This is a genomic window from Cellulomonas carbonis (assembly GCF_014636275.1).
In the GTDB taxonomy this organism is placed as follows: Bacteria; Actinomycetota; Actinomycetes; order Actinomycetales; family Cellulomonadaceae; genus Actinotalea; species Actinotalea carbonis.
The window spans coordinates 86,770-106,979 of the sequence record NZ_BMEB01000002.1; the positions used below are offsets into that span (position 1 = coordinate 86,770).

Annotated in this window: 17 protein-coding genes and 1 riboswitch; of the genes, 8 read left to right on the top strand and 9 right to left on the bottom strand. The window is 74.7% G+C overall.

Annotated elements, in window-relative coordinates; genetic code table 11:
* Positions 1 to 7 precede the first annotated feature (7 nt).
* The 6 genes from IEV86_RS05755 to IEV86_RS05780 all read right to left on the bottom strand — a co-directional run bounded on the left by IEV86_RS05755 (position 8) and on the right by IEV86_RS05780 (position 4,941).
* On the bottom strand, positions 8 to 256 hold the full coding sequence (locus tag IEV86_RS05755) for a DUF4235 domain-containing protein (RefSeq protein WP_229734514.1): 249 nt from the start codon (positions 254 to 256) through the stop codon (positions 8 to 10).
* Positions 257 to 392: 136 nt separating this feature from the next.
* Entirely contained in the window at positions 393 to 830 is a 438-nt protein-coding gene (locus IEV86_RS05760) for a hypothetical protein (protein ID WP_152605632.1), read from the bottom strand.
* Positions 831 to 962: 132 nt separating this feature from the next.
* Positions 963 to 2,186, bottom strand: a complete 1,224-nt coding sequence (locus tag IEV86_RS05765; protein ID WP_043605875.1) for an FtsX-like permease family protein — start codon at positions 2,184 to 2,186, stop codon at positions 963 to 965.
* Entirely contained in the window at positions 2,183 to 2,824 is a 642-nt protein-coding gene (locus IEV86_RS05770; protein WP_043605871.1) for an ABC transporter ATP-binding protein, read from the bottom strand. Before IEV86_RS05770 ends, IEV86_RS05765 begins: the two co-directional genes overlap by 4 nt.
* Positions 2,821 to 4,419 (bottom strand): hypothetical protein, encoded by a 1,599-nt coding sequence (locus IEV86_RS05775; RefSeq protein WP_152605631.1) that lies wholly within the window; start codon positions 4,417 to 4,419, stop codon positions 2,821 to 2,823. Before IEV86_RS05775 ends, IEV86_RS05770 begins: the two co-directional genes overlap by 4 nt.
* Positions 4,420 to 4,473: 54 nt before the next feature.
* Positions 4,474 to 4,941, bottom strand: coding sequence for a hypothetical protein (locus IEV86_RS05780; protein ID WP_152605630.1), 468 nt, complete (start codon positions 4,939 to 4,941; stop codon positions 4,474 to 4,476).
* 262 nt (positions 4,942 to 5,203) lie between these two features.
* On the opposite strand from IEV86_RS05780, the gene IEV86_RS05785 reads away from it, so the two are divergent.
* Entirely contained in the window at positions 5,204 to 7,300 is a 2,097-nt protein-coding gene (locus tag IEV86_RS05785; RefSeq protein WP_188484588.1) for a PhoX family protein, read from the top strand.
* 110 nt (positions 7,301 to 7,410) lie between these two features.
* On the opposite strand, the gene IEV86_RS05790 is transcribed toward IEV86_RS05785, so the two are convergent.
* On the bottom strand, positions 7,411 to 8,265 hold the full coding sequence (locus IEV86_RS05790; protein WP_043608131.1) for a phytanoyl-CoA dioxygenase family protein: 855 nt from the start codon (positions 8,263 to 8,265) through the stop codon (positions 7,411 to 7,413).
* A 280-nt stretch (positions 8,266 to 8,545) separates the two neighbouring features.
* Between IEV86_RS05790 and IEV86_RS05795 the strand changes: the two genes are divergently transcribed.
* Entirely contained in the window at positions 8,546 to 8,695 is a 150-nt protein-coding gene (locus IEV86_RS05795; protein ID WP_161784065.1) for a hypothetical protein, read from the top strand.
* Between the two features lie 86 nt (positions 8,696 to 8,781).
* Here IEV86_RS05795 and IEV86_RS05800 read toward each other — a convergent pair whose 3' ends face one another.
* Entirely contained in the window at positions 8,782 to 9,564 is a 783-nt protein-coding gene (locus IEV86_RS05800) for a class I SAM-dependent methyltransferase (protein WP_052426382.1), read from the bottom strand.
* Between the two features lie 214 nt (positions 9,565 to 9,778).
* Positions 9,779 to 9,900: riboswitch (TPP riboswitch) on the top strand.
* A 67-nt stretch (positions 9,901 to 9,967) separates the two neighbouring features.
* Between IEV86_RS05800 and IEV86_RS05805 the strand changes: the two genes are divergently transcribed.
* From IEV86_RS05805 to IEV86_RS05820, 4 genes are all read left to right on the top strand, one after another.
* Positions 9,968 to 11,080: a thiamine ABC transporter substrate-binding protein gene (locus IEV86_RS05805; protein ID WP_043608129.1), complete on the top strand. Its 1,113-nt coding sequence runs from the start codon at positions 9,968 to 9,970 to the stop codon at positions 11,078 to 11,080.
* 70 nt (positions 11,081 to 11,150) lie between these two features.
* On the top strand, positions 11,151 to 12,872 hold the full coding sequence (locus IEV86_RS05810; protein ID WP_052426381.1) for an ABC transporter permease: 1,722 nt from the start codon (positions 11,151 to 11,153) through the stop codon (positions 12,870 to 12,872).
* Complete coding sequence (locus IEV86_RS05815) at positions 12,869 to 13,915, top strand: ABC transporter ATP-binding protein (protein WP_043608127.1); 1,047 nt, start codon at positions 12,869 to 12,871, stop codon at positions 13,913 to 13,915. Before IEV86_RS05810 ends, IEV86_RS05815 begins: the two co-directional genes overlap by 4 nt.
* A 38-nt stretch (positions 13,916 to 13,953) precedes the next feature.
* On the top strand, positions 13,954 to 16,068 hold the full coding sequence (locus IEV86_RS05820) for a SpoIIE family protein phosphatase (RefSeq protein ID WP_081978841.1): 2,115 nt from the start codon (positions 13,954 to 13,956) through the stop codon (positions 16,066 to 16,068).
* Positions 16,069 to 16,089: 21 nt separating this feature from the next.
* Here the strand turns inward: IEV86_RS05820 and IEV86_RS05825 are convergent, their stop codons facing one another.
* Positions 16,090 to 17,241 (bottom strand): GNAT family N-acetyltransferase, encoded by a 1,152-nt coding sequence (locus tag IEV86_RS05825; protein WP_052426379.1) that lies wholly within the window; start codon positions 17,239 to 17,241, stop codon positions 16,090 to 16,092.
* Positions 17,242 to 17,381: 140 nt separating this feature from the next.
* Between IEV86_RS05825 and IEV86_RS05830 the strand changes: the two genes are divergently transcribed.
* Complete coding sequence (locus IEV86_RS05830; RefSeq protein ID WP_043608136.1) at positions 17,382 to 18,092, top strand: SRPBCC family protein; 711 nt, start codon at positions 17,382 to 17,384, stop codon at positions 18,090 to 18,092.
* A 30-nt stretch (positions 18,093 to 18,122) separates the two neighbouring features.
* Entirely contained in the window at positions 18,123 to 20,201 is a 2,079-nt protein-coding gene (locus tag IEV86_RS05835) for a putative bifunctional diguanylate cyclase/phosphodiesterase (RefSeq protein WP_052426377.1), read from the top strand.
* Positions 20,202 to 20,210 lie beyond the last annotated feature (9 nt).

Genomic DNA, 20,210 nt, shown 5'->3' on the forward strand with positions numbered 1-20,210 from the left:
CGCGCGACTACTTGATGAAGCGTGCGGCCCCGCGGGTCGCGAGCACGCGCGCGAGCGCGACGACGGCGCCCGTCACCGTCGCGGCGGCGGCGACCTCGCCGAACCGCGAGTCGCCCTCGTCCTCGGGCTTCGGCGGCTTGTGACCGAAGGTGCGGGTCCACACCTGGTTGATGAGCTGCTGCGCGACCCACGCCGCGCCGAGCGCCACAGCGAGGCCGAGGGCCTTCGCCACCATGTCCTGCTTCTGCTCACCCACGGGCGAACCCCCTCCTCGGTGATCTTCCTCGCTCACGGTAGACCCGGTGCCGCCGCTGCGCAGCCGCACCGCGTCCGGGGCCCCGCCTGACGTACCCGGGACGTGCCCGCAGGACGTGCCCCGCCGCGCGTGCCCGTCAGACCGCCTCGACCCACAGGTAGACGTCCTGGCCGGCCTCGCCCGCCTCGGTCACGAGGTCGACGACGCCCTGCACGACGTGCGTGAGGTCCTCGCCCGGGACGCCCATCTCCTCCGACGCGGCCCACTGCTCGGCGACCTCGCCGAGCGTCTCGGGGTCCTCGCTGCGGCCCAGCTCGGTGAGGACCTCGCACAGGAACGGCGGGAGCCGGAAGAGCGACTCGTGCTCGAGGTCGATCTCCGCGATCTCGAGGTCGCCCACGCCGAACTGGACGGCGCGCGCGGCGATCTCGCCGAGCACCTCGAGGTCCACGGGCGTGACCGTCGTCAGCTCGAGGTGCGGTGCGGGCGGCGGGACGGCGCCCGACTCGAGGACGTCGGCGCGCGCGAGCGCCTCGGCGTGGGTTCCGGCGAACAGCTCGGCAAGGACTCCCATGCGTTCCTCCTGCGTCGCGGGCGACGGCGCGGCGCCGCGGTGCGGTCCCGGCCGGTGTGTCCGGACCAGTGTGTCGAGGCCGGTCACGGTGTGCACGACGCACCGCCGGACGCGCGACGCCGGACCCGGACCTCAGCGCACGAGGTCGCGCAGCACCTCGTCCGGGGAGACGCGGGACAGCCGGTGCACGGCCGGGAGGCCCGCGAGCACGAACACCGCGACGGCGACGACGAGAGGTCCCACCAGCCACACGGCCGACGTGGCCGTCCACGGCACGGCGACGGGGACGCCGAGGACCGCGGCGTCCCGCGCGACGACCGACGTGACCGCGAGCAGCGCGAGGCTGAGCAGCGCTCCGCCCACGCCGACGACGGCGCCGAGCGCCGCGAGCTGGAGCGTGAACGTCGTGCGCACCTCGGACAGGCGCCAGCCGGTGGCCCGCAACACCCCGATCTCCGCCCGCCGCGCGGCGAGGACGGAGCTCGCCGTCGACCACGCGAGGGCCGCGAGCAGCGCGGCGACGGTGAGGCCGAGCAGCGGCCGCAGCGCGGCGAGGAACTGCTGCGTCGACGACGCCGACGTCAGGAGCGTCGTGAGGCTCGTCGCGCCGAACCCCTCGTCCCGCAGCGCCTGGACGGTCGGCGCGACGGAGTCGAGCTCGTCGACGGTCACGTACCCGCGCGGGTGCACGTAGTTCTCGGCGATCCACTCGGGGGTCGAGCCGCGCTCCGCGGCGACGAAGTGGTCGACCGTCTCGGACGACGCGTAGGCCGACCGCGGGTCGTCGATCCCCAGCACCTCGTCGTCGTAGAGGCCCACGACGTGCAGGCTCGACCGCCGCCCCTCGCCCGTGCCGTCGGCCGCGCGCTCGTTGTACATGACGGGCAGCTCGTCACCGACGGTGAGCCCGGCCTCCTCCGCGAGTCCCGCCGGGAGCAGGACGTCGAACCGGCCGACGGGCTCGACGCCCTCGACCAGCGGGCGCTGGATGGGCGCGTACCGCGTGCTCACCGACAGCACCACGGCGTCGAGCACGCCGCCGTCGGGCTCGGGTGCGACCTGCGCGCTCGCCCACAGCCCGACGTCGGTCACGTGCGGGAGGGCGCCGATGACGTCCGCCGCGTCCGCGGTGAGCGGGCGGGGGTCCTGGTCGAGCCCGTAGCTGCCGATCTCGATGGTGCGCAGCGCGGCCGAGCCGAGCCCGGCGTCGCTCGTCGCGGCGCTCGTCGCCGCGTTGCCGACCACCTGCGCGAGGTAGCCGAACAGGCCGACGCTCACCGCGCCGACGACGAGCGCGGTCCGGTAGCGCGCCGCCGTCGTCGGCACGAGCCACCCCGCGAGCCGCGCGGCCCTCATGCCGCGCTCCGCACGGTGAGCTCGAGCGTCCGCGTCGCGTGGGCCCGCATGCGCGCGTCGTGCGACGCGACGACGACCGCGGCGCCGTCGGCGGCGAGACGCGCGAGCAGCGTCCCGACCACCTCGGCGTTGCGGTCGTCGAGGCCGGAGGTCGGCTCGTCCGCGAGCACGACCGGGGGGCCGTTGACGATCGCCCGGGCGAGCGAGAGCCGTTGCTGCTCGCCACCCGACAGGGTCCGCGCCGCGTGGTCCACCCGGTCCGCGAGACCGACGTGCGCGAGCAGGCGCTCGGTCGCGACGCGGTCGGGCGTGCGACGTGCGAGCTCGACGTTGCGCAGGGCCGACAGCTCGGGGAACAGCCGCGGGAGCTGTGGCACGATCCCGACGAGCTCCGAGCGCAGCTCGTCCCGCTGGCGGTTCGACATCGCCGTGCAGTCGCGGCCGTCGAGGACGACGGTCCCCGCGTCGGGCGTCGTGAGCAGCCCGATGACGCCGAGCAGCGTGCTCTTCCCGGCGCCCGACTCCCCCGCGACGCACAGCAGCTCACCGCGGCGCACGTCGAGGCTCGTGGGCGGCAGCGCGACGACGGCGCCGCGGGCGCCCGGGTACCGCTTGGTCACGTGCTCGACGTGGATCATGAGGCCTCCGCGAGTGCGTCGATGCCGACGGACGAGTGGACGACGTCGGCGGTGAGGAGGACGTCGCACCCGTCGAGCGGGTCGGTGGTGCGCGTGACCAGGTGCGGGGTCGCCGCACAGCCCACACGCGTCCGGGTCTGGTCGACGAGCGCCTGACGGCTCTCCTCGGTCCACCCCGGGTCGAGGTAGTCCAGCACACCGAGCCGGGTGTGGAAGTTCGGGTGTCCGGGTCCGTCGGCGACGACGACGCGCGGGAGGGCGTCGACGTGGTCGGCGTAGGCGGCGAGGAGCTCTTCGCCGTTGGCCAGCGTCCCGTCGAGCGCCGCGGCGACGAGGTGGTTGACGAGGCGCTCGTCCTCCTCGGTCACCGGGACGGGCTCGACCTCGAGGTCCGTGACGGGCTCGCCGAGGTCGAGCAGCAGGGCGGCGACCTGGAGCGCGAGCCCGGCGTCGGTCGCGGGGACGGTCCGCCCGGAGTAGTCGGCGCTCACCTCGGCGGCTCGGCCCGCGAAGGCGTCGGGCACGCCGCCGTCGCGGTCCTGGAGGATCGCCAGGGCCATGAGCTCGGGCACGACGCCCAGGGTGCCCGGACGGCCGAGCAGACCCTCGACCGTCCCGTAGGTCCCGTGCTCCTCCGCGAGCGCGACGAACCGCTCGCCGAGGATGCGGCGCGCCGCGTACGTGGCCTCGACGCTGCCCATGAGGACGACGTGCTGGCGGTACATGCCGGCGTCGGCGTCCCACCGCTCCGCGGCCTCGTCGAGGTACGCCGCGGCCGGGGCGCGGTCGCCCCCCTCGGCCGCGACGATCCCCGCGAGCTTCGCCGCGAGGACGTCGTTGCCGGGTTCGAGCCCGGTGAGCGCCTCCTCCGCGAGCTCACGCGCCGCCTCGCCGTCGTAGCCGTCGACGTCGACGCCGGCCCGTGCGAGCGAGGCCGCCGCTGCGAGCGTCAGCACGTCGAGCGGCTCGCGGATCGTCGTCGTCACGGGCTCGACGCGCGGCGTCCGGCAGTCGGCGTCGAGGCGCGCGCACGCGTCGACGAGGAACCACGCACGGATGGCGGACACCCGTCCGTCGGCCGTCGCGGCGACGAGGTCGTCCGCGAGCGCACCCGGGTAGCCCGAGGGCCGGCCCGCGTCCTCGAGCACCGACGCGATCCACGTCCGGGCGGCGCGGTCGTCGTCGTCCTGGGCGTCCGCGTACGTGCTCGCCGGGACCACGACGTCGTCGTCAGCGAGGGTCTCGCCGCCGGCCGCGGCGATCGTCTCGAGCGACCAGGCCCACCACTCGGCGGGGACGGCGTCGCGGAGGGAGGCCGCGACGTCCGGGTCGTCGACGACGGCCGCGACGCTCGGCGCTCCGGGCAGCTCGACGCCCGCCTCGTCCGCCATGGTCACGAGCCACGCGGTCGCGTAGGGGTCGACGGGCCGCGGGCGCTCCGACGGTGGGTTGATGACGAGGCCGCGCTCGTCGACGAGCTGCGAGAGCTCCTGCGCGAGGGCGTCGAGGACGACGTCCTGCTTCTCGGTGACGGTGAGGTCGCGCTCGCCGCTGCAGCCCGTCACGAGCAGCGCGACGGCGGCGAGACCTGTCATGGAGCGGGCCGCCCGGGAGCGACCCCAGGCGACCCGCGTGCCGTGATGCGTCATCTAGACGTGCGAGGTGGACGTCAGGTAGTGCCCACCCACCTTGGTGCTGCCGGACGAGAACACGCCGAGGTAGACGGTGCTCCAGGACGCGCAGGCCGTCCCGGACATCCCCGCGTACGTGGTGTACCGGTTGGTGAACGTCGCCGTCGGCGATCCCCCGCTGTTGCCGGAGATCGAGACGCCGACACCCTTGATGGTGGCGCTCGCGCCGATGCCGATCGGGTCCCACTCGACCGAGTGGGTGAGCGCCGCGACCTGCTTCGAGGTCTTGGCGTACGTGCGGAAGTACCCGCAGTTGTCCCACCCGGACCAGTCGTCGATGTACACGTACGTCGAGAGGGTGACACCCCCGTACGAGCGGCTGTCGCTGTCCGAGTTCGCGCTCGCGGGTGCCGCCGCGACGCCGACGGCGAGCGCCATCGCTGCCGCGACGCCGAGGACGCGTCTCCCTGTGCTGACCAGACCCATTGCCTGCCCCTGCTTTCGCCGGTGAAGCCGTCACAGCCTTTGTGACCTTGGTCACGCTAGTGGTTGACACGGTGCGCTCCGCAAGATCGGATCAGCGCGTGCACCCGTTCGGCGCAGCGGCGCCGAACGGCCCACCTGCGTGCGTCGGTGCACGTCGGGGGACGTTCGACTGCGCGTCACCCGCCGTTGGTCATGCCGCAAGTCGGCGCTGTCACGGTGTCTGCGACACAGCGGTCGGCGGCAGTGACGAGCGGGGGACGAGATGACGACGACGGACGAGCGCCCGGGGACCGTGCCGGCCCCGGAGGCCGAGCTGGCCGCGGCTCCCGCGGGACGCACGGTGCTCCCGCTGCTCATGGCGGGCCGCACGCACGGCAAGCGCTCTCCCGTCACGTGCCGGCTCAAGTGCGCCGACGCGTGCTTCCACGACGTGCCGAACACGAGCGCGAACGAGACGTTCCGCGACGTCGCGGGCGCCGCGCTGTCGCGACGCGCGCTGCTCCTCGGGGCCGCGGCGGCCGGCGGCGCGGTCGTCATCACGTCCGTCGTCGGCGACGCGGCGCCGGCCGCCGCCCACGGGCGCGGGCGGACGCGGCTCCCGTTCGCACCCATCGCGCCCGTACCCGCCTCGACGGACGCGCTGGTCGTCCCCGACGGCTACCGCTGGTCGCCGATCATCCGCTGGGGCGACCCGCTCTTCGACGCGGCCGACCGGTTCGACCCCGCGACGCTCACCGCCGAGCTCCAGGAGCGGCTGTTCGGCTACAACAACGACTACGTCGACGTCCTCGAGTCGTCGGACGGGCGCTGGGGCCTGCTCGTCGCGAACCACGAGTACACCAACGAGGGCCTCATGCTGCCGCCCGAGCAGCTCGCCGAGCAGCGCCGCATCGGGATGGCCGCGCACGGCATGAGCGTCGTCGAGCTCGAGCGGCGCCGCGCCGGGCGGCCGTGGCGCACCGTCGTCGGCGGCAGCTTCAACCGCCGCGTGACCGCGACGACGCCGCTCACCTTCACCGGGCCCGCGGCGGGCTCGGAGCTGCTGCGCACGGCCGACGACCCGACCGGGACGACCGTCCTCGGCACGCTCAACAACTGCGCGGGCGGCACGACGCCGTGGGGCACCGTCCTGTCGGGCGAGGAGAACGTCCACGGGTACTTCCGGACCTCCGGGACCAGCGAGGCGGACCGCCGCTACGGCTTCGCCGACCGGCCGACGGCGCGCGGCTGGGAGGAGGTCGACCCGCGGTTCGACGCACGCAACCCCGGCTACGAGAACGAGCCGAACCGCTTCGGCTGGATCGTCGAGATCGACCCGTACGCACCGCACGAGCCGCCCGTGAAGCACACCGCGCTCGGCCGGTTCAAGCACGAGGGCGCGAACGTCGTCGTCGGCCGCTCGGGGCACGTCGCGGCGTACATGGGCGACGACGAGCGCTTCGACTACCTCTACAAGTTCGTCTCGCGTGACCGGTTCCGCCGCGGCCACCGCTGGCGCGGGCACAACAAGCAGCTGCTGACGGCGGGCAGCCTCTACGTCGCGCGGTTCTCGGGCGACTCGCCGTCGGAGGAGATCACCGGGACGGGCACCCTGCCGTCCGACGGCGCGTTCGACGGCACCGGCGAGTGGATCCCGCTCGTCGTCGACGGCGTGAGCCAGGTCCCGGGGTTCACCACGGACGAGGTGCTGGTCCGGACGCGTCTCGCGGCGGACGCCGTCGGCGCGACCAAGCTCGACCGGCCCGAGGACGTCGAGCCGCACCCGACGTCGGGGCGCGTGTACGTCGCGTGCACCAACAACACGGACCGCGGCAAGGTCGGCAAGGAGGGCGCGACCGAGGTCAACCCCCGCAACGCGAACCGGGACGGGCACGTCATCGAGATCACCGAGGCGGGCGGCGACGTCACGGCGACGACGTTCGGCTGGCAGCTCCTGCTCGTGTGCGGCGACCCCGCGACCAACGGCTCGACGTACTTCGCGGGCTTCCCGGCGGACAAGGTCTCGCCGATCTCGTGCCCGGACAACCTCGCGTTCGACTCCGCGGGCGACCTGTGGGTGTCGACCGACGGCGCCCCGGGGACGATCGGCTACTGCGACGGCCTGTTCAAGGTGCCGCTGTCCGGCGCCGAGCGCGGGCACGTGCAGCAGTTCCTCTCGGTGCCCGTCGGGGCCGAGACGTGCGGGCCGGTGATCCGCGACGAGGACGAGATGGTCTACGTCGCCGTCCAGCACCCCGGTGAGGACGGGTCGTGGGGCGCGCAGCAGTCGCTCTTCCCGGACTACGTCGCCCCCGGGACGGTGTCGCGCGGCCGCTGGGGCGGCCCGCGCCCGAGCGTCGTCCAGGTCTGGCGCGACTGACGGCCCCGCCCCGGCCTCACCCCGACCCCACCAGTCGAGGTGAGGGTTCGTGTCGGCGAGTCGCGCGACTCGCCGACACGAACCCTGATCTCGACGCAAGCGGGCTGCGGTCAGGCCTCGCCCATCACCAGGCCCTCGATCGTGTGCTTCTGGACGATCGGCTCGAGCTCGTCCACGACGGGGCAGTGCAGGTGGTCGCGGACCTGCTGCGGCAGCCGCTCCCAGTACCCGCGCGTCACGGCCAGGTCGTGGTGCTCGGCGTTGCCGGCGCCGGGCGCGTCGACGCCCAGCACGAGCACCGGGCGGTAGCGGTCGGAGAAGTTCTGCGTGCCCCGGTGGATCGTGAGCGCCGACCGGGCCGAGATGTCGCCCCGCTGCGGCATCTTGCGGACGGCGAGCTCCTCGTACCGCGGGTAGTGCGCCTTCGGCGGGAACATGCCGTGCTCGAACTCGGGGCTGTCGTCCCACTGCGTGCCGGGCGCGATCTCGAACGGACCCATGTCCTCGGTCGTGTCGACGAGCGTCATGTTGAACGCGAGCGACGTGAGGCGCCGCTCGCGACGCGTCTCCTCCGGCATGGGGAAGTCGCGGTGCCACGGCTGGTTCATCGCTCCGGGGAACGGGGTGTCGAAGCCCACCTCGACGATCTCGTACCGCGGGCCGAGCACGGCCTCGCACGTCGCCGTCACCCAGGGGTGCGTGACGAGGTCGACGAACCCGCGGATCTGCTCGGGGTGGATCTCGACGTACCAGCGCTTGGGTCCGCGTCCGACGGCGCCGCCGGGCCGGTTGATCGCGTCGTCGAAGGCGGCGTCGACGTCCTCCCGCAGGCGGTCGACCCACTCGACCGGGAACGCGCCCTTCAGCGCGGTGATCCCGTCGGTGTAGAGGGCGTCGACGACCCCGGAGGTGTCGACCGGCGCGGCGGCGCCTGCAGTCGTGGGGAGGGTGTCGTCCTGGGTCACGGGGGCTCCAGCCGTCGTCGTCGTCGGTCCGGCCAGTGTGACCCGGAGATCTAGATCAGTTCAACGTTTACCCATCTGGGATTCCCCCGTCCCATTCACACACAGTGCCGAGATACGAGTTCGTGTCGGCGTGGCGCGCGACTCGCCGACACGAACTCGTATCTCAACCCGTCTTGGCGACCTCGGAGCAGTCGCTACCGCCCGGCTCGTCGCCGTCGTCGCGGCGTGCCTCGCTGTCGCGGACGGCTTCCGCTGGGGGAACCGCTGGTACGTCTCCTCCGTGTTCGCGGGGGACCCCGAGACGCAGGGGCACGCGCTCGAGATCCTGTCGTCGGCGCACTCAGCGCTCGTGGACGGGCTGGTCGAGCTCTCGGTCGCGGCGGTCGCGGCCGTCATCGGCTGGCGCCTGCGAGTGGTCCGTCACGCCTGAACCCACGCCACGCAGCGGCCCGGATCTCGTCCATCACGCGATGATCCGTCCCCGACCGCGGTCACGCCGCGGCGGGACGACCAGGCTCAGGTCGTGTCGGCGCGGCGGAGGACGACGAGCGGGGTCACGTAGTGCTCCGTGACGCGTCCGCCGAGGTCGTCGACGGCGCGGGCGGCCTGGGCGGCCTCGTCCGGGGTCCAGTCGCTGAAGGTCGTGAACAGGCCGCGGACGTCGTCGGACGTCAGCTCGACCTGCCAGCGGAAGTGCTCGACGTGACGGGCGGCGAACCACCCGCCGCTCGTCAGGCGCTCGACCCACTCCTCGGTGTCGAGCTCGCCCGGCCCGGGTCGCGCGGCACCCGCACCGCGCCGGGCGACGACCGCCGCGACCCGCTCACGGAACGGCGTGGGCACGGACGGGTCGCCGTAGGCGTTCCGCCACACCGCGAGGTGCCCGCCGACGACGAGCGCCCGGTGCACCCTCGGCAGCACCACGCCGAGGTCGAACCAGTGCACCGCGGTCGCCGCGACGGCCAGGTCGAACCCGCCGGGCGCGAGCGCCACGTGCTCCGCCGTGTCGACGCGGACGGTCGCTCCGGGCCACCGACGACGCAGCCGCTCCGCGAGCGCCCGACCCGGCTCGACGGCCGTGACCTGCGCTCCTGCGGCGAGCATCGGGCCGGTGGCCTGCCCGGTCCCCGCACCGAGGTCGACCACGCGGACACCGGGCCCCAGGATCCCGAGCCCCCGGAGCCGCGCCCACAGCGCGTCCGGGTACGGCGGCCGCGAGCGCTCGTAGACGTCCGCGATCGCGTCGAAGTGCCCGGGGTGCGGTACCGCGCCCGACCCGCGCCCGCCGTCCTCAGCCACCCGCTGATCGTCCTCCGCGCTCCCCCGGCTCGCCACAGAGCCCCGCGCCCTCCGTCGAGATCAGACTTCGCGTCGGCGTTTCCCGCGACACGCCGACGCGAAGTCTGATCTCGACGGGAGGGAGGGAGGGCGAGGGGGCGCGAGGGCGAGGGGTGGGTGGGTGGAGGGCGAGAGGGGCCGCGTCAGCGCACCCGCGCGCGGCGGTAGGGTCGCTGGTGAACGACAGGGGAGCGTCGTCCGGCACGCCGGGCACCAGGACGCTGAGAGTGCGGACCTCCGCAGACCCTCGAACCTGATCCGGTTCACACCGGCGTAGGGAGTCGGGATTCTCGGGCCCGTCGTCGTGCTCGGGTCACCGCGCGCGACGCCGGGCCACCCCTCCTGATCCAGAGGAGGAGACACCATGGCGAGCCCCCTCGCCCCCGGGACGCGTCGCCGTCGGCCGACGACGGCGACCGCCCTCACCACCACCGTCGCGGCCCTCGCGCTCACCGCGTGCTCGGCCGTCGGCGACTCCGAGCCCCCCGCCGCCGAGGGCGCGACCTCGTCCGGGACGGTCGTGCTCGTCACGCACGACTCGTTCGCGCTCAGCGAGGAGCTGGTCGCCGCGTTCGAGGAGGACACGGGCCTCACGCTCGAGCAGCGCGCACCCGGCGACGGCGGAGCGCTCGTCAACCAGCTCGTCCTCACCAAGGACGCCCCGCTGGGCGACGTCGTCTACGGGATCGACAACGCGTTCGCGTCGCGCGCGATCGCCGAGGGCGTCCTCGAGCCGTACGAGTCGCCCGCCGCGGGCGAGGACGCGCAGCGCTACGCGGTCGACGACGAGGGCCACCTCACCGCGGTCGACGTCGGCGACGTGTGCGTCAACGTCGACCGGACGTGGTTCGCGGAGGCCGGGATCGCCGAGCCCGAGACGCTCGAGGACCTCACGAAGCCGGAGTACGAGGACCTGCTCGTCGTGACCAACCCCGCGACGTCGTCGCCCGGTCTCGCGTTCCTCATGGCGACCGTCGCGGCGTTCGGCGAGGACGGATGGGTCGACTACTGGACCGCGCTGCGGGACAACGGCGTCAAGGTCGCGTCGGGCTGGTCGGACGCGTACTACGTCGACTTCACCGGCCCGTCGAGCGAGGGGGGCGACCGCCCACTCGTGCTGTCCTACGCGTCGTCTCCGCCGTACGAGGTGCCCGAGGGCGTGACCGACCCGGCCGAGGCGCCGACGCGCGCGCTGCTCGACACGTGCTTCCGGCAGGTCGAGTACGCGGGGGTGCTCGCGGGCGCCGAGAACCCCGAGGGCGCGCGGCAGGTCGTCGACTGGCTGCTCAGCCCCGAGGTCCAGGCCGACATCCCCGAGCAGATGTACGTCTACCCCGTCGACTCCTCGGTCGAGCTCCCCGAGAGCTGGGCGACGTTCGCACCGCAGCCCGAGGAGCCCTTCACGCTCGACCCCGAGGTGATCACCGAGAACCGGGACGCGTGGATCCGCACGTGGACCGACACCGTCGTCGGCTGACCGGCCGACGACACCCCCTCGCCGGCCCCGGGCCGGCGTCCCCCCGAGCACATCGAGGACACGGGAACCCGTGACGACGCTCACCGCCCCCGCGAGCGCCCCCCTCGCGTACCGCCGCTCGGCGGTCCGCAGGGGGGTGCTGTGGGCGCTCGCCGCCGCGGTGCCGCTCGCGTTCCTCACGGTCTTCTTCGCCTACCCCGTCGCGGCGATCGTGGGCAGGGGCCTCGTGGCCGACGGTGCCCTCGACCTCAGCGGGTTCGCCGACGTGCTGTCGCGTCCCCGCACCTGGCGCATCGTCGGGACGACGCTCGCGCAGGCGACCGTCGGCACGGTCCTCGCGGTCGTCCTCGGCGTCCCGGGCGCGTACGTCCTGCACCGCTGCACGTTCCCCGGTCGCACCGCGGTGCGGGCGTTCGTCGTCGTGCCGTTCGTGCTGCCGACCGTCGTCGTCGGCGTGGCGTTCCGCTCCGTCCTCGCACCGCACGGACCGCTCGGGTTCCTCGACTGGGACGGCACGTTCGCGGGCGTCGTCGCGGCGCTCGTCTTCTTCAACTACGCCGTCGTCGTCCGCACCGTGGGGGCCTTCTGGGCGACCCTCGACCCACGGGCCGAGCAGGCCGCCCGGACGCTCGGCGCACCTCCGTGGCGCGCGTTCGTCTCGGTGACCCTGCCCGCGCTGACGCCCGCGATCGCGTCCGCCGCGGCGATCGTGTTCCTGTTCTGCTCGACGGCGTTCGGCGTCGTCCTCGTGCTCGGCGGCACCGGCTACGGCACGGTCGAGACCGAAATCTGGGTCCAGACGACGCAGTTCCTGGACCTGCGGGCCGCCGCGGTGCTCTCGGTGCTGCAGCTGCTCGTCGTGGGCGCGGCGCTCGCGGTCGCGGGGCGGGCGCGGACGTCACGCGAGCGCGCGCTCGAGCTGCGCGTCACGCAGATGCGGCTCGCGCTGCGCGGCCCCGAGCGGCGGGCCGGCGACGTCGCCGCGGTCGCCGTCACAGGGCTCGTCGTCGTCGGGCTCCTCGCGCTCCCGCTCCTCACGGTGCTCGTCCGGTCGTTCCGGACGCCGTCGGGCTGGGGGCTCGGCAACTACGCGGCCCTCGGGACCACGGGCGGCCCGAACGCGCTCAGCGTGACGGTGTGGGAGGCCGCGGCCACGTCGCTGCGGGTCGCGCTCGACGCCACGGTGCTCGCGGTCGTCGTCGGCGGGCTCGTCGCGCTCGTCGTGTCGCGCCGGCCCCGATCGCGTCCGGCGCGCCGCGCCGTCCGGCTGCTCGACGGCGTCTTCATGCTGCCGCTCGGCGTCTCGGCCGTGACGGTGGGTTTTGGCTTCCTCGTCGCGCTCGACCGGCCGTTCGGGATCGACCTCGACCTGCGGGGGTCGCTCGTCCTCGTGCCGATCGCCCAGGCGGTCGTCGCGGTGCCGCTCGTGGTGCGTACCGTGCTGCCCGTGCTGCGCGCGATCGACACCCGGCTGCACGAGGCCGCCGCGGTGCTCGGCGCGTCGCCCGGTGCGGTGCTGCGCCTCGTCGACTGGCCGGTCGCGGCGCGCTCACTCGGCCTCGCGGTCGGGCTCGCGTTCGCGGTGAGCCTCGGCGAGTTCGGCGCGACGTCGTTCCTCGCGCGGCCCGACCGCCCCACGCTGCCCGTCGTGATCTTCCGCCTCATCGGGCGCCCGGGAGCGGAGAACCTCGGCATGGCGCTCGCCGCGTCCGTCCTGCTCGCGGCGCTCACGGCCGCCGTCATGCTCGTCGCCGAGCGCCTGCGCGCCGGCTCCGCCGGGGACCTCGCGTGACCGCCCCGGGTGCCGGGCTGCGCGTCGAGGACGTCGTCGTCCTCTACCGCGACGACGACGGCACGACCAAGGCCGCCGTCGACGGCCTGACCCTCGCGGTCGCGCCGGGCGAGGTCGTCGCGCTGCTCGGCCCGTCGGGCAGCGGGAAGTCGAGCCTGCTGCGCGCCGTCGCGGGGCTCGAACCGGTCGCACGAGGCCGCGTGACGTGGGACGGCACCGACCTCGCGGGCGTCCCCGTGCACCGCCGCGGCATGGGCCTGATGTTCCAGGACGGCCAGCTGTTCCCGCACCGCGACGTCGCGCGCAACGTCGCCTTCGGGCTGCAGATGCAGCGCGTCCCGCGTGCCGAGCGCGCCCGCCGCGTCGCCGAGCTGCTCGACCTCGTGGGCCTCGCCGGGTTCGGCGACCGCGACGTCGCGAGCCTGTCCGGGGGCGAGCGGCAGCGCGTCGCGCTCGCGCGGTCGCTCGCGCCGCGGCCGCGCCTGCTCCTGCTCGACGAGCCGCTGTCGGCGCTCGACCGCGCGCTGCGCGAGCGCCTCGCCGACGACGTGCGTGCGGCGCTCACGGCGACCGGCACCACGGCGCTGTTCGTCACGCACGACCATGACGAGGCCTTCGCGGTCGCGGACCGGATCGCCGTCATGGACGCCGGCCACCTGCTCCAGGTCGACCCGCCCGCGGTGCTGTGGCACCGGCCGTCGTCGCGCCGCGTCGCGGAGTTCCTGGGCTACGAGGCGTTCGTCGCCGCCGGGTCGCCCGTCGGTCGCGCGCTCACCGGCGAGGCCGGGGCCCCGGCTCCGGACGCGCTGCTGGCGGTGGGTCCGGGGTCGCTGCACCGTGTGCCCGACGGCGTGGCCGCCACCGTCCGGGGTGCGGGGTTCCGGCGCGGCGTCGTCGAGCTCGTCGTCGACGTCGAGGGGGTCGGGCGCGTCACCGTGGTCGAGCCGAGCGGCGACCCGGCCGCGGCGCTCCCGGCCGTCGGCACGCAGGTCACGGTCCGCGCGGACCCGCACCGGGTGGCGGTCGTCGGGGGGTACGGCTGACCCCTTACGCTGTGCTTCCCTGAAACGCAAGGAGAACGATGTCCGCACACACGCCGGTGGGGCTCCCGGCGGATGCGGTGGGGGTCGTCACGGCCCTCGCGGTCGACGCCGCGGGCATCGGCGCATACGAGTGGGACCTGGCCACGGGCGACCTCCGCTGGGACGCCCGCACGATCGAGCTGTTCGGCTACACGCCCGAGACGTGGACGCGCTCGATCGACGGCTTCACCGAGCGCCTGCACCCCGACGACGTCGGCCCGACCATGGCGGCCATCCAGCGCGCGATCGACTCGTGCGGCGAGTACGCGCTCGAGTACCGGGTGCTGCTGCCGACGGGCGAGACGCGCTGGGTCGCGGCCCGGGGCCGCGCGCTCCCGGGCGACGACGGCGCCACGGCGAAGCTCGTCGGCGCGGCGTACGACACGACCGCGACGCACGAGGCCGAGGCCCGCGTGGCCCGCGTGCTCGAGTCGATCCCGACGGCGTTCTTCTCGCTCGACCGGCGCTGGCGGTTCACGTACGTCAACGCGGAGGCCGAGCGGATCCTCGCGAGCCCGCGTGACCAGCTGATCGGCCGCGACGTGTGGGAGCTGTTCCCCGCCGCGGTCGGGACCGCGTTCGAGCGGCACTACCGGCACGCGATGGAGACGGGCCTGGCCGCGTCGTTCGAGGAGTACTACCCCGAACCGCTCGACCGCTGGTACGAGGTGCGCGCGTGGCCGTCGCCCGACGGGCTCTCGGTGTACTTCCTGGACATCAGCGACCGGCGCGCCGCGCAGGACCGCGTCACGCAGGCCGCCCGACGCGCCGCGCTGACCGCGCGCGTCACGGCCGAGCTCGCCGAGTCGCTCGAGACCGAGGAGGCCGTCGCACGCCTCGCCCAGCTGGTCGTGCCCGATCTCGCGGACTGGTGCGTCGTCACCGTGGTCGAGGACTCGTCCAACGGCGGCCACGGGCACCTGCGCGACATCGCGTCGTGGCACGTGGACGAGGAGCGCCGCGCCGACGTCGCCGAGTACGCGAGCCGCCGCCTCGGCAGCCTCGCCGACGACGCGTTCCTCACGCGGGCACTCACCTCCAGCGAGCTGATCCTCGTCCCGTCCGACGCGACGGCGGCCGTGCAGCGGGTGCTGCTGCCCGGACGCGCGCGCGACCTGCTCGACGTCCTGCGGCCCGGCTCCGCGGCCGTGCTCCCCATGCGCGCGCGCGGGCGAACGGTCGGCGCGCTGAGCCTCTTCTCGGGGTCGCAGCGCGCCCCGATGACACCCGACGAGGTGACGACGGCCGAGGAGGTCGCGGGCCGTGCGGCCCTCGCGCTCGACAACGCGCGCCTCTACCGGCAGCAGCGCACCATCGCCGAGGGCTTCCAGCGCTCGCTCCTCACGGACCCGCCGCAGCCGGACCACCTCGAGATCGCCGTCCGCTACCACCCGGCCGCGGAGGCCGCTCAGGTCGGCGGCGACTGGTACGACGCCTTCATGCAGCCCGACGGCGCGACCGTCCTCGTCATCGGCGACGTCGCCGGCCACGACATCGCCGCCGCCGCCACCATGAGCCAGGTCCGCTCGGTGCTGCGGGGGATCGCCGTGACCACCGAGGCCGCTCCCGCGGCGCTGCTCGAGCGCGTCGACCGGGCCCTGCGGACCCTCGACACGGGGGCCATCGCGACCGCCGTCGTCGCGCGCCTGGAGCAGGAGGAGGACGAGCTGCACCGCGGCGTCACGCGCCTCCGCTGGTCCAACGCGGGGCACCCCGACCCGATGCTCGTCGCCGAGGACGGCACCGTCACGCCGCTGTCCGCACGGAAGCCCGAGCCCCTTCTCGGCCTCCTGCCCGACAGCGCCCGCACCGACGTCGAGCTGACCCTCGAGCGGGGCGCGACGCTCGTGCTCTACACCGACGGCCTCGTGGAGCGCCGCGACCAGCCGCTGCGCGAGGGCATGGTCCGCCTGCGGGAGACCCTCGCCGAGCTCGCCGCGCTCCCGCTCGAGGAGCTGTGCGACGAGCTGCTCGCGCGCATGGTCCCCGAGAGCCCGCCCGACGACGTCGCGCTCGTCGCGATCCGCCTGCACCCGCAGGACGTGCCGCGCCCGCCCGAGGCGGGGCCGAGCGACGTCCCGCCCGACGTGCCGGAGGACCCGGCGGGGACGTGAGCGCCCCCGCCGGGCGACGGCTCAGACGGACGCCGCCTCCGGCTCGACGAGGCTCGCCGTGGCGGCCGCGACCTTCCGCTGCCACTCGCCGGCGACGCCACGCGGACGGAACCCCAGCGCGACGTTGATGCCGAGCATGAACGCGTTCTCCTCGGCGTTCCACGTGTGGACGCGTCGCGCCTCGGGCCGGACGTCGCGCAACCGGTGCAGGAGGTCCGCCTTGACGAGCATGCCGAGACGTCGGCCGCGGTGCTCGCTCAGCACGAGGGTGTCCTCCTGGAACACGACCTCGGGCTCGTCGAGCGGCCACTCGACCATCGTGAACGCCGCGAGCTCGCCGCTCGGGACGTGCTCGGCGGCCACGAGGAGGTACCCGTGCCCGGCCGCCACGATGTCGCTCTCGTACGTCCGCACGCGCTCGGCGTCCCACGGGTCCTCGGTCATGTCGAGCCCGCCCGACGGGGCGTCGGTCGACATCCGCGTCTCGAGGAGCGCGAGCGCGTCGACCCACTCGTCGGGCGTGCGGCTCTGCCACGACACCAGCCGGTAGTCGGACCCCGCGCGCTCGGCCGCCTCGGCGCGCAGCCGCGCGAGGTGGTCCGGGTCGACAGGGAGGTCGAGCACCGAGTAGCGCGCGGCCTGCTCGAGCGCGTAGCCGTGGCTCGCCGCGAGGTGCGCGGCCGGGTCGGCGGCGAGGATGCGACCGCTGCCGGTCGGCGGCTCGAGGACGCCGTCGGCGCCGACTGCGGGCTCGCCCCCGTGCTCGCTCTCGACGACGAGCGTCGTGCGCCCGGCGGCGAGCGCGACCCGCTCGGCCGCCTCGAGGAGCGCGTCGCCCACGTCGCCGGCCCGGTGGTCGGGGTGCACGACGACGCCGAACCACGCCGAGTGCTCGTTGCCCTTGAGCGGCATGGTCACCGAGACCATGCCGACGACGTCGTCGGCGCCCGGCTCGACGACGTCGGCCGGCGTCGCGACGAGCCGGACGCGGCGCGCGTACTCCTGCTCGCGGAGCTTGACGAGCATGTAGCGGGCCGAGAACGCGGTGTCGTCGTGCCCGTACACGAAGCGGTCGGACGCGCGGCTCACGCGCTCGCAGCCGTGCAGCGCCCAGGCCTCGGGCTCGTCGAGCGAGTCGGGGACGGGGACCTCGGAGATGCGCCAGTCGGACATGCCGTCCACTGTCGCGCGCCCGCGGGCGCCGGGCGACGCATTTTCCCCGGTGCCGTACGCTCCCAGCCGGTACGAGGGGGCTGCCGGTGCGCAGGACCCGCCGGGGTGCCATGATCGAGCGGGAGTCCTGGGAGGTCCGCATGAGCGAGCAGGAACGCATCCTCGTCGACATGGCCGTCGCCGCCGGCCCCGACGCGGTCTGGGACGCCCTGCGGCGCCCCGAGCAGATCCACCGCTGGTTCGGCTGGGACGCCGAGGGTCTCGCGGACGAGATCCGGTTCATCTTCGACGAGCACGCGACCGCGGACGACGAGCGGCGGACGCTGACCTTCGCCGACGGCGACCGCATCGAGGTGCACCCGGGCGAGCCGACGCACCTGCGCGTGCTGCGCGCCGGGCACCCCGCGGACTGGGACGGTGCGAGCGACCCCGTCGACGAGGGCTGGATCACCTTCACGCAGCAGCTGCGCTTCCTGCTCGAGCGGCACGCGGACGAGGACCGCCGCACGGTCTCGGTACACGGCGTCGACCTGGGCAACGACGGCGACCCGCTGCTGACGCGCCTCGGTCTGCGCGACCTCGGCGACGACGCGGTCGGCACCCGGTACTCGGTGCAGCGCCCCGACGGGACGTCGTTCTCGGGCGAGGTGTTCTTCCAGACGGACCTCCAGCTGGGGCTCACGGTCGAGGAGGAGGGCGACGCGCTGCTCGTCGTCGCCCGGACGCCCCCGGCGAGCGCCCCGCCGCACGGCACCGCGATGTTCGTGCTCAGCCTGTTCGGCGCCGACGACGCGCGGGTGGCCGCGGCCGCGGAGCGCTGGACGGCGTGGTGGGGCACCGGCGCCCGGTGAGCTGACGCGACGCACGTACAGGGGGGCCACGTGGACGACGACGACGCGCCGGGGACCGGCTCGCGCGAGGTCCTCGAGCTCGTGGGGCGCGCGGTGCTCGCGGACACCGAGCCCTGGGTCGTCCTGCGCGCGGTCCGGGACGACCGCGACGAGGTCGTCGACCTCGAGTACGTGCACGCCAACGCGGCGGCGCAGCGCGCCGTCTCCCGCGGGCGGCTCGTGGGGCGCGGGATGCTCGACGTGGTCCCCGAGATCCGCCACACGACCTTCCCGGGGTTCCGCCAGGCCGTCCTGGACCAGGTCGGCTACGAGGTCGTCACGCCGCGCGTGCAGATCGACGAGGCGTACGCGATGAACTCGGGCTGGACCGCCGTGCAGGTGCGACCGGCCGGCGAGCACCTCGTGATCGGCTGGCGCGTGCTGCCCGACGGCGTGGCGGAGACCCAGAGCGAGGCGCGGCTCGAGGCGCTCCTGGAGAACTCCGACGAGGTCATCGCGGTGTTCGACGCCGCGGGCGGCCTCATGTACGCAAGCGCGTCGCGGGACCGCGTGCTCGGCCCCTCGGACGTCCCGCCGACGATCCAGGCGCGTCTCGCCCACCACGTCCACCCCGACGACCTTGGCCCGCTGCTCACAGCGTGGAAGCGCGTCCACGACCTGGGCGAGCGCGTGACCGTCGAGGTCCGCTACCGGCACGCCGACGGCCGCTGGCTGTGGGTGCGCGCGACGGGCGCGAACCACCTCGACGACGTCCTCGTCCGCGGGATCGTCATCAACCTCCGCGACGTCACCGCGGAGCACGAGGCGACCGAGCGGCTCCGCACCCAGGCGCTCGAGGACGCGCTCACCGGGCTGCCGAACCGCCGCTCCGTCGACGCCGAGCTCGCGCGGGCCCTGGCCCGGACCGAGCGGGAGGACGCCCTCGTCGGAGTCGTGCTGTGCGACGTCGACGCGTTCAAGACCGTCAACGACGCGTTCGGCCACCCCGCCGGCGACGCGCTCCTCGCGCAGGTCGCCGAGCGCCTGCGCGCCTGCGTCCGTCCCGCGGACGTGGTCGGCCGACTCGGTGGTGACGAGTTCGTCGTCGTGTGCGAGGACCTGGCCGACGCGGCGGGCCTCGAGACCGTCACGAGCCGCATGCGCGCGGCCCTGCGGGGGACGTACGAGGTCGCGGGGCGCGAGCTCGAGATGACGTTCACGATCGGCGCGAGCGCGGGGCGGCACCCGGCCACCGGCACGCGGCTGCTGAGCGAGGCGGACACCGCTCTGTACGACGCCAAGCGCGCGGGCCGCGACCGCGGGCAGGTCTTCGACGCCGCCGTGCACCTTCGCCACTCGCGCCGGGTCACGCTCGAGCGCGACCTGCGCGCGGCGCTGCACGACGGCGGCCTGCGCGTGCACTTCCAGCCGAAGGTCGTCCTCGGCAGCGACCTGGCGGTCGCGGCGGAGGCGCTCGTACGGTGGGAGCACCCGCAGGAGGGCCTGCTCGCCCCCGCGGCGTTCCTGCCCGTCGCCGAGGAGTCGGCGCTCGTCGTCGCGCTCGACGCCTGGGTCTTCGAGGCCGCCCTCACCGCGGCGGCCGCGTGGCGCCTCGACGGGAGGCCGACCGCGTCCGGCCTGCCGGCCGTCAACGTCAACGTCTCGGGGCGACACCTGACCCACCCGGACCTGCTGGCCCACCTCGACCGGGCGCTCGAGGTCAGCGGGATCGACCCCGCGCGCGTCGAGCTCGAGGTCACCGAGACCGTGCTGCTGCGCGACCTCGACGACGTGCGGGCGATCCTGCTCGACGTCCGCGAGCGCGGCGTGCGGATCGCGCTCGACGACTTCGGGACCGGCTACTCGTCGCTCACGTGGCTCCAGCGCCTGCCCGTGGACACGGTCAAGCTCGACCGGAGCTTCGTCGGCGACCTGCTGTCACCCGGGCGCAGCCCCGCGCTCGACATCCTCGGCAGCGTCACCGACCTCGCGCACGCCCTCGGCAAGCAGGTCGTCGCGGAGGGCGTCGAGACCCGGGCCCAGCGGGACCACCTCGTCGCCCTCGGGTGCGACTTCGGTCAGGGCTACCTCTTCGGCCGGCCACAGCCGGCGAGCCCGTTCGACCGCTGAGCGACAGGT

What these genes read in the sequence shown, in the direction of transcription:
- IEV86_RS05785 (WP_188484588.1), top strand. Translation starts at nt 5,204, where the DNA reads ATGACGACGACGGACGAGCGCCCGGGGACCGTGCCGGCCCCGGAGGCC.
- IEV86_RS05805 (WP_043608129.1), top strand. Translation starts at nt 9,968, where the DNA reads ATGGCGAGCCCCCTCGCCCCCGGGACGCGTCGCCGTCGGCCGACGACG.
- IEV86_RS05780 (WP_152605630.1), bottom strand. Translation starts at nt 4,941, where the DNA reads ATGGGTCTGGTCAGCACAGGGAGACGCGTCCTCGGCGTCGCGGCAGCG.
- IEV86_RS05830 (WP_043608136.1), top strand. Translation starts at nt 17,382, where the DNA reads ATGAGCGAGCAGGAACGCATCCTCGTCGACATGGCCGTCGCCGCCGGC.
- IEV86_RS05760 (WP_152605632.1), bottom strand. Translation starts at nt 830, where the DNA reads ATGGGAGTCCTTGCCGAGCTGTTCGCCGGAACCCACGCCGAGGCGCTC.
- IEV86_RS05825 (WP_052426379.1), bottom strand. Translation starts at nt 17,241, where the DNA reads ATGTCCGACTGGCGCATCTCCGAGGTCCCCGTCCCCGACTCGCTCGAC.
- IEV86_RS05765 (WP_043605875.1), bottom strand. Translation starts at nt 2,186, where the DNA reads ATGAGGGCCGCGCGGCTCGCGGGGTGGCTCGTGCCGACGACGGCGGCG.
- IEV86_RS05820 (WP_081978841.1), top strand. Translation starts at nt 13,954, where the DNA reads ATGTCCGCACACACGCCGGTGGGGCTCCCGGCGGATGCGGTGGGGGTC.
- IEV86_RS05775 (WP_152605631.1), bottom strand. Translation starts at nt 4,419, where the DNA reads ATGACAGGTCTCGCCGCCGTCGCGCTGCTCGTGACGGGCTGCAGCGGC.
- IEV86_RS05770 (WP_043605871.1), bottom strand. Translation starts at nt 2,824, where the DNA reads ATGATCCACGTCGAGCACGTGACCAAGCGGTACCCGGGCGCCCGCGGC.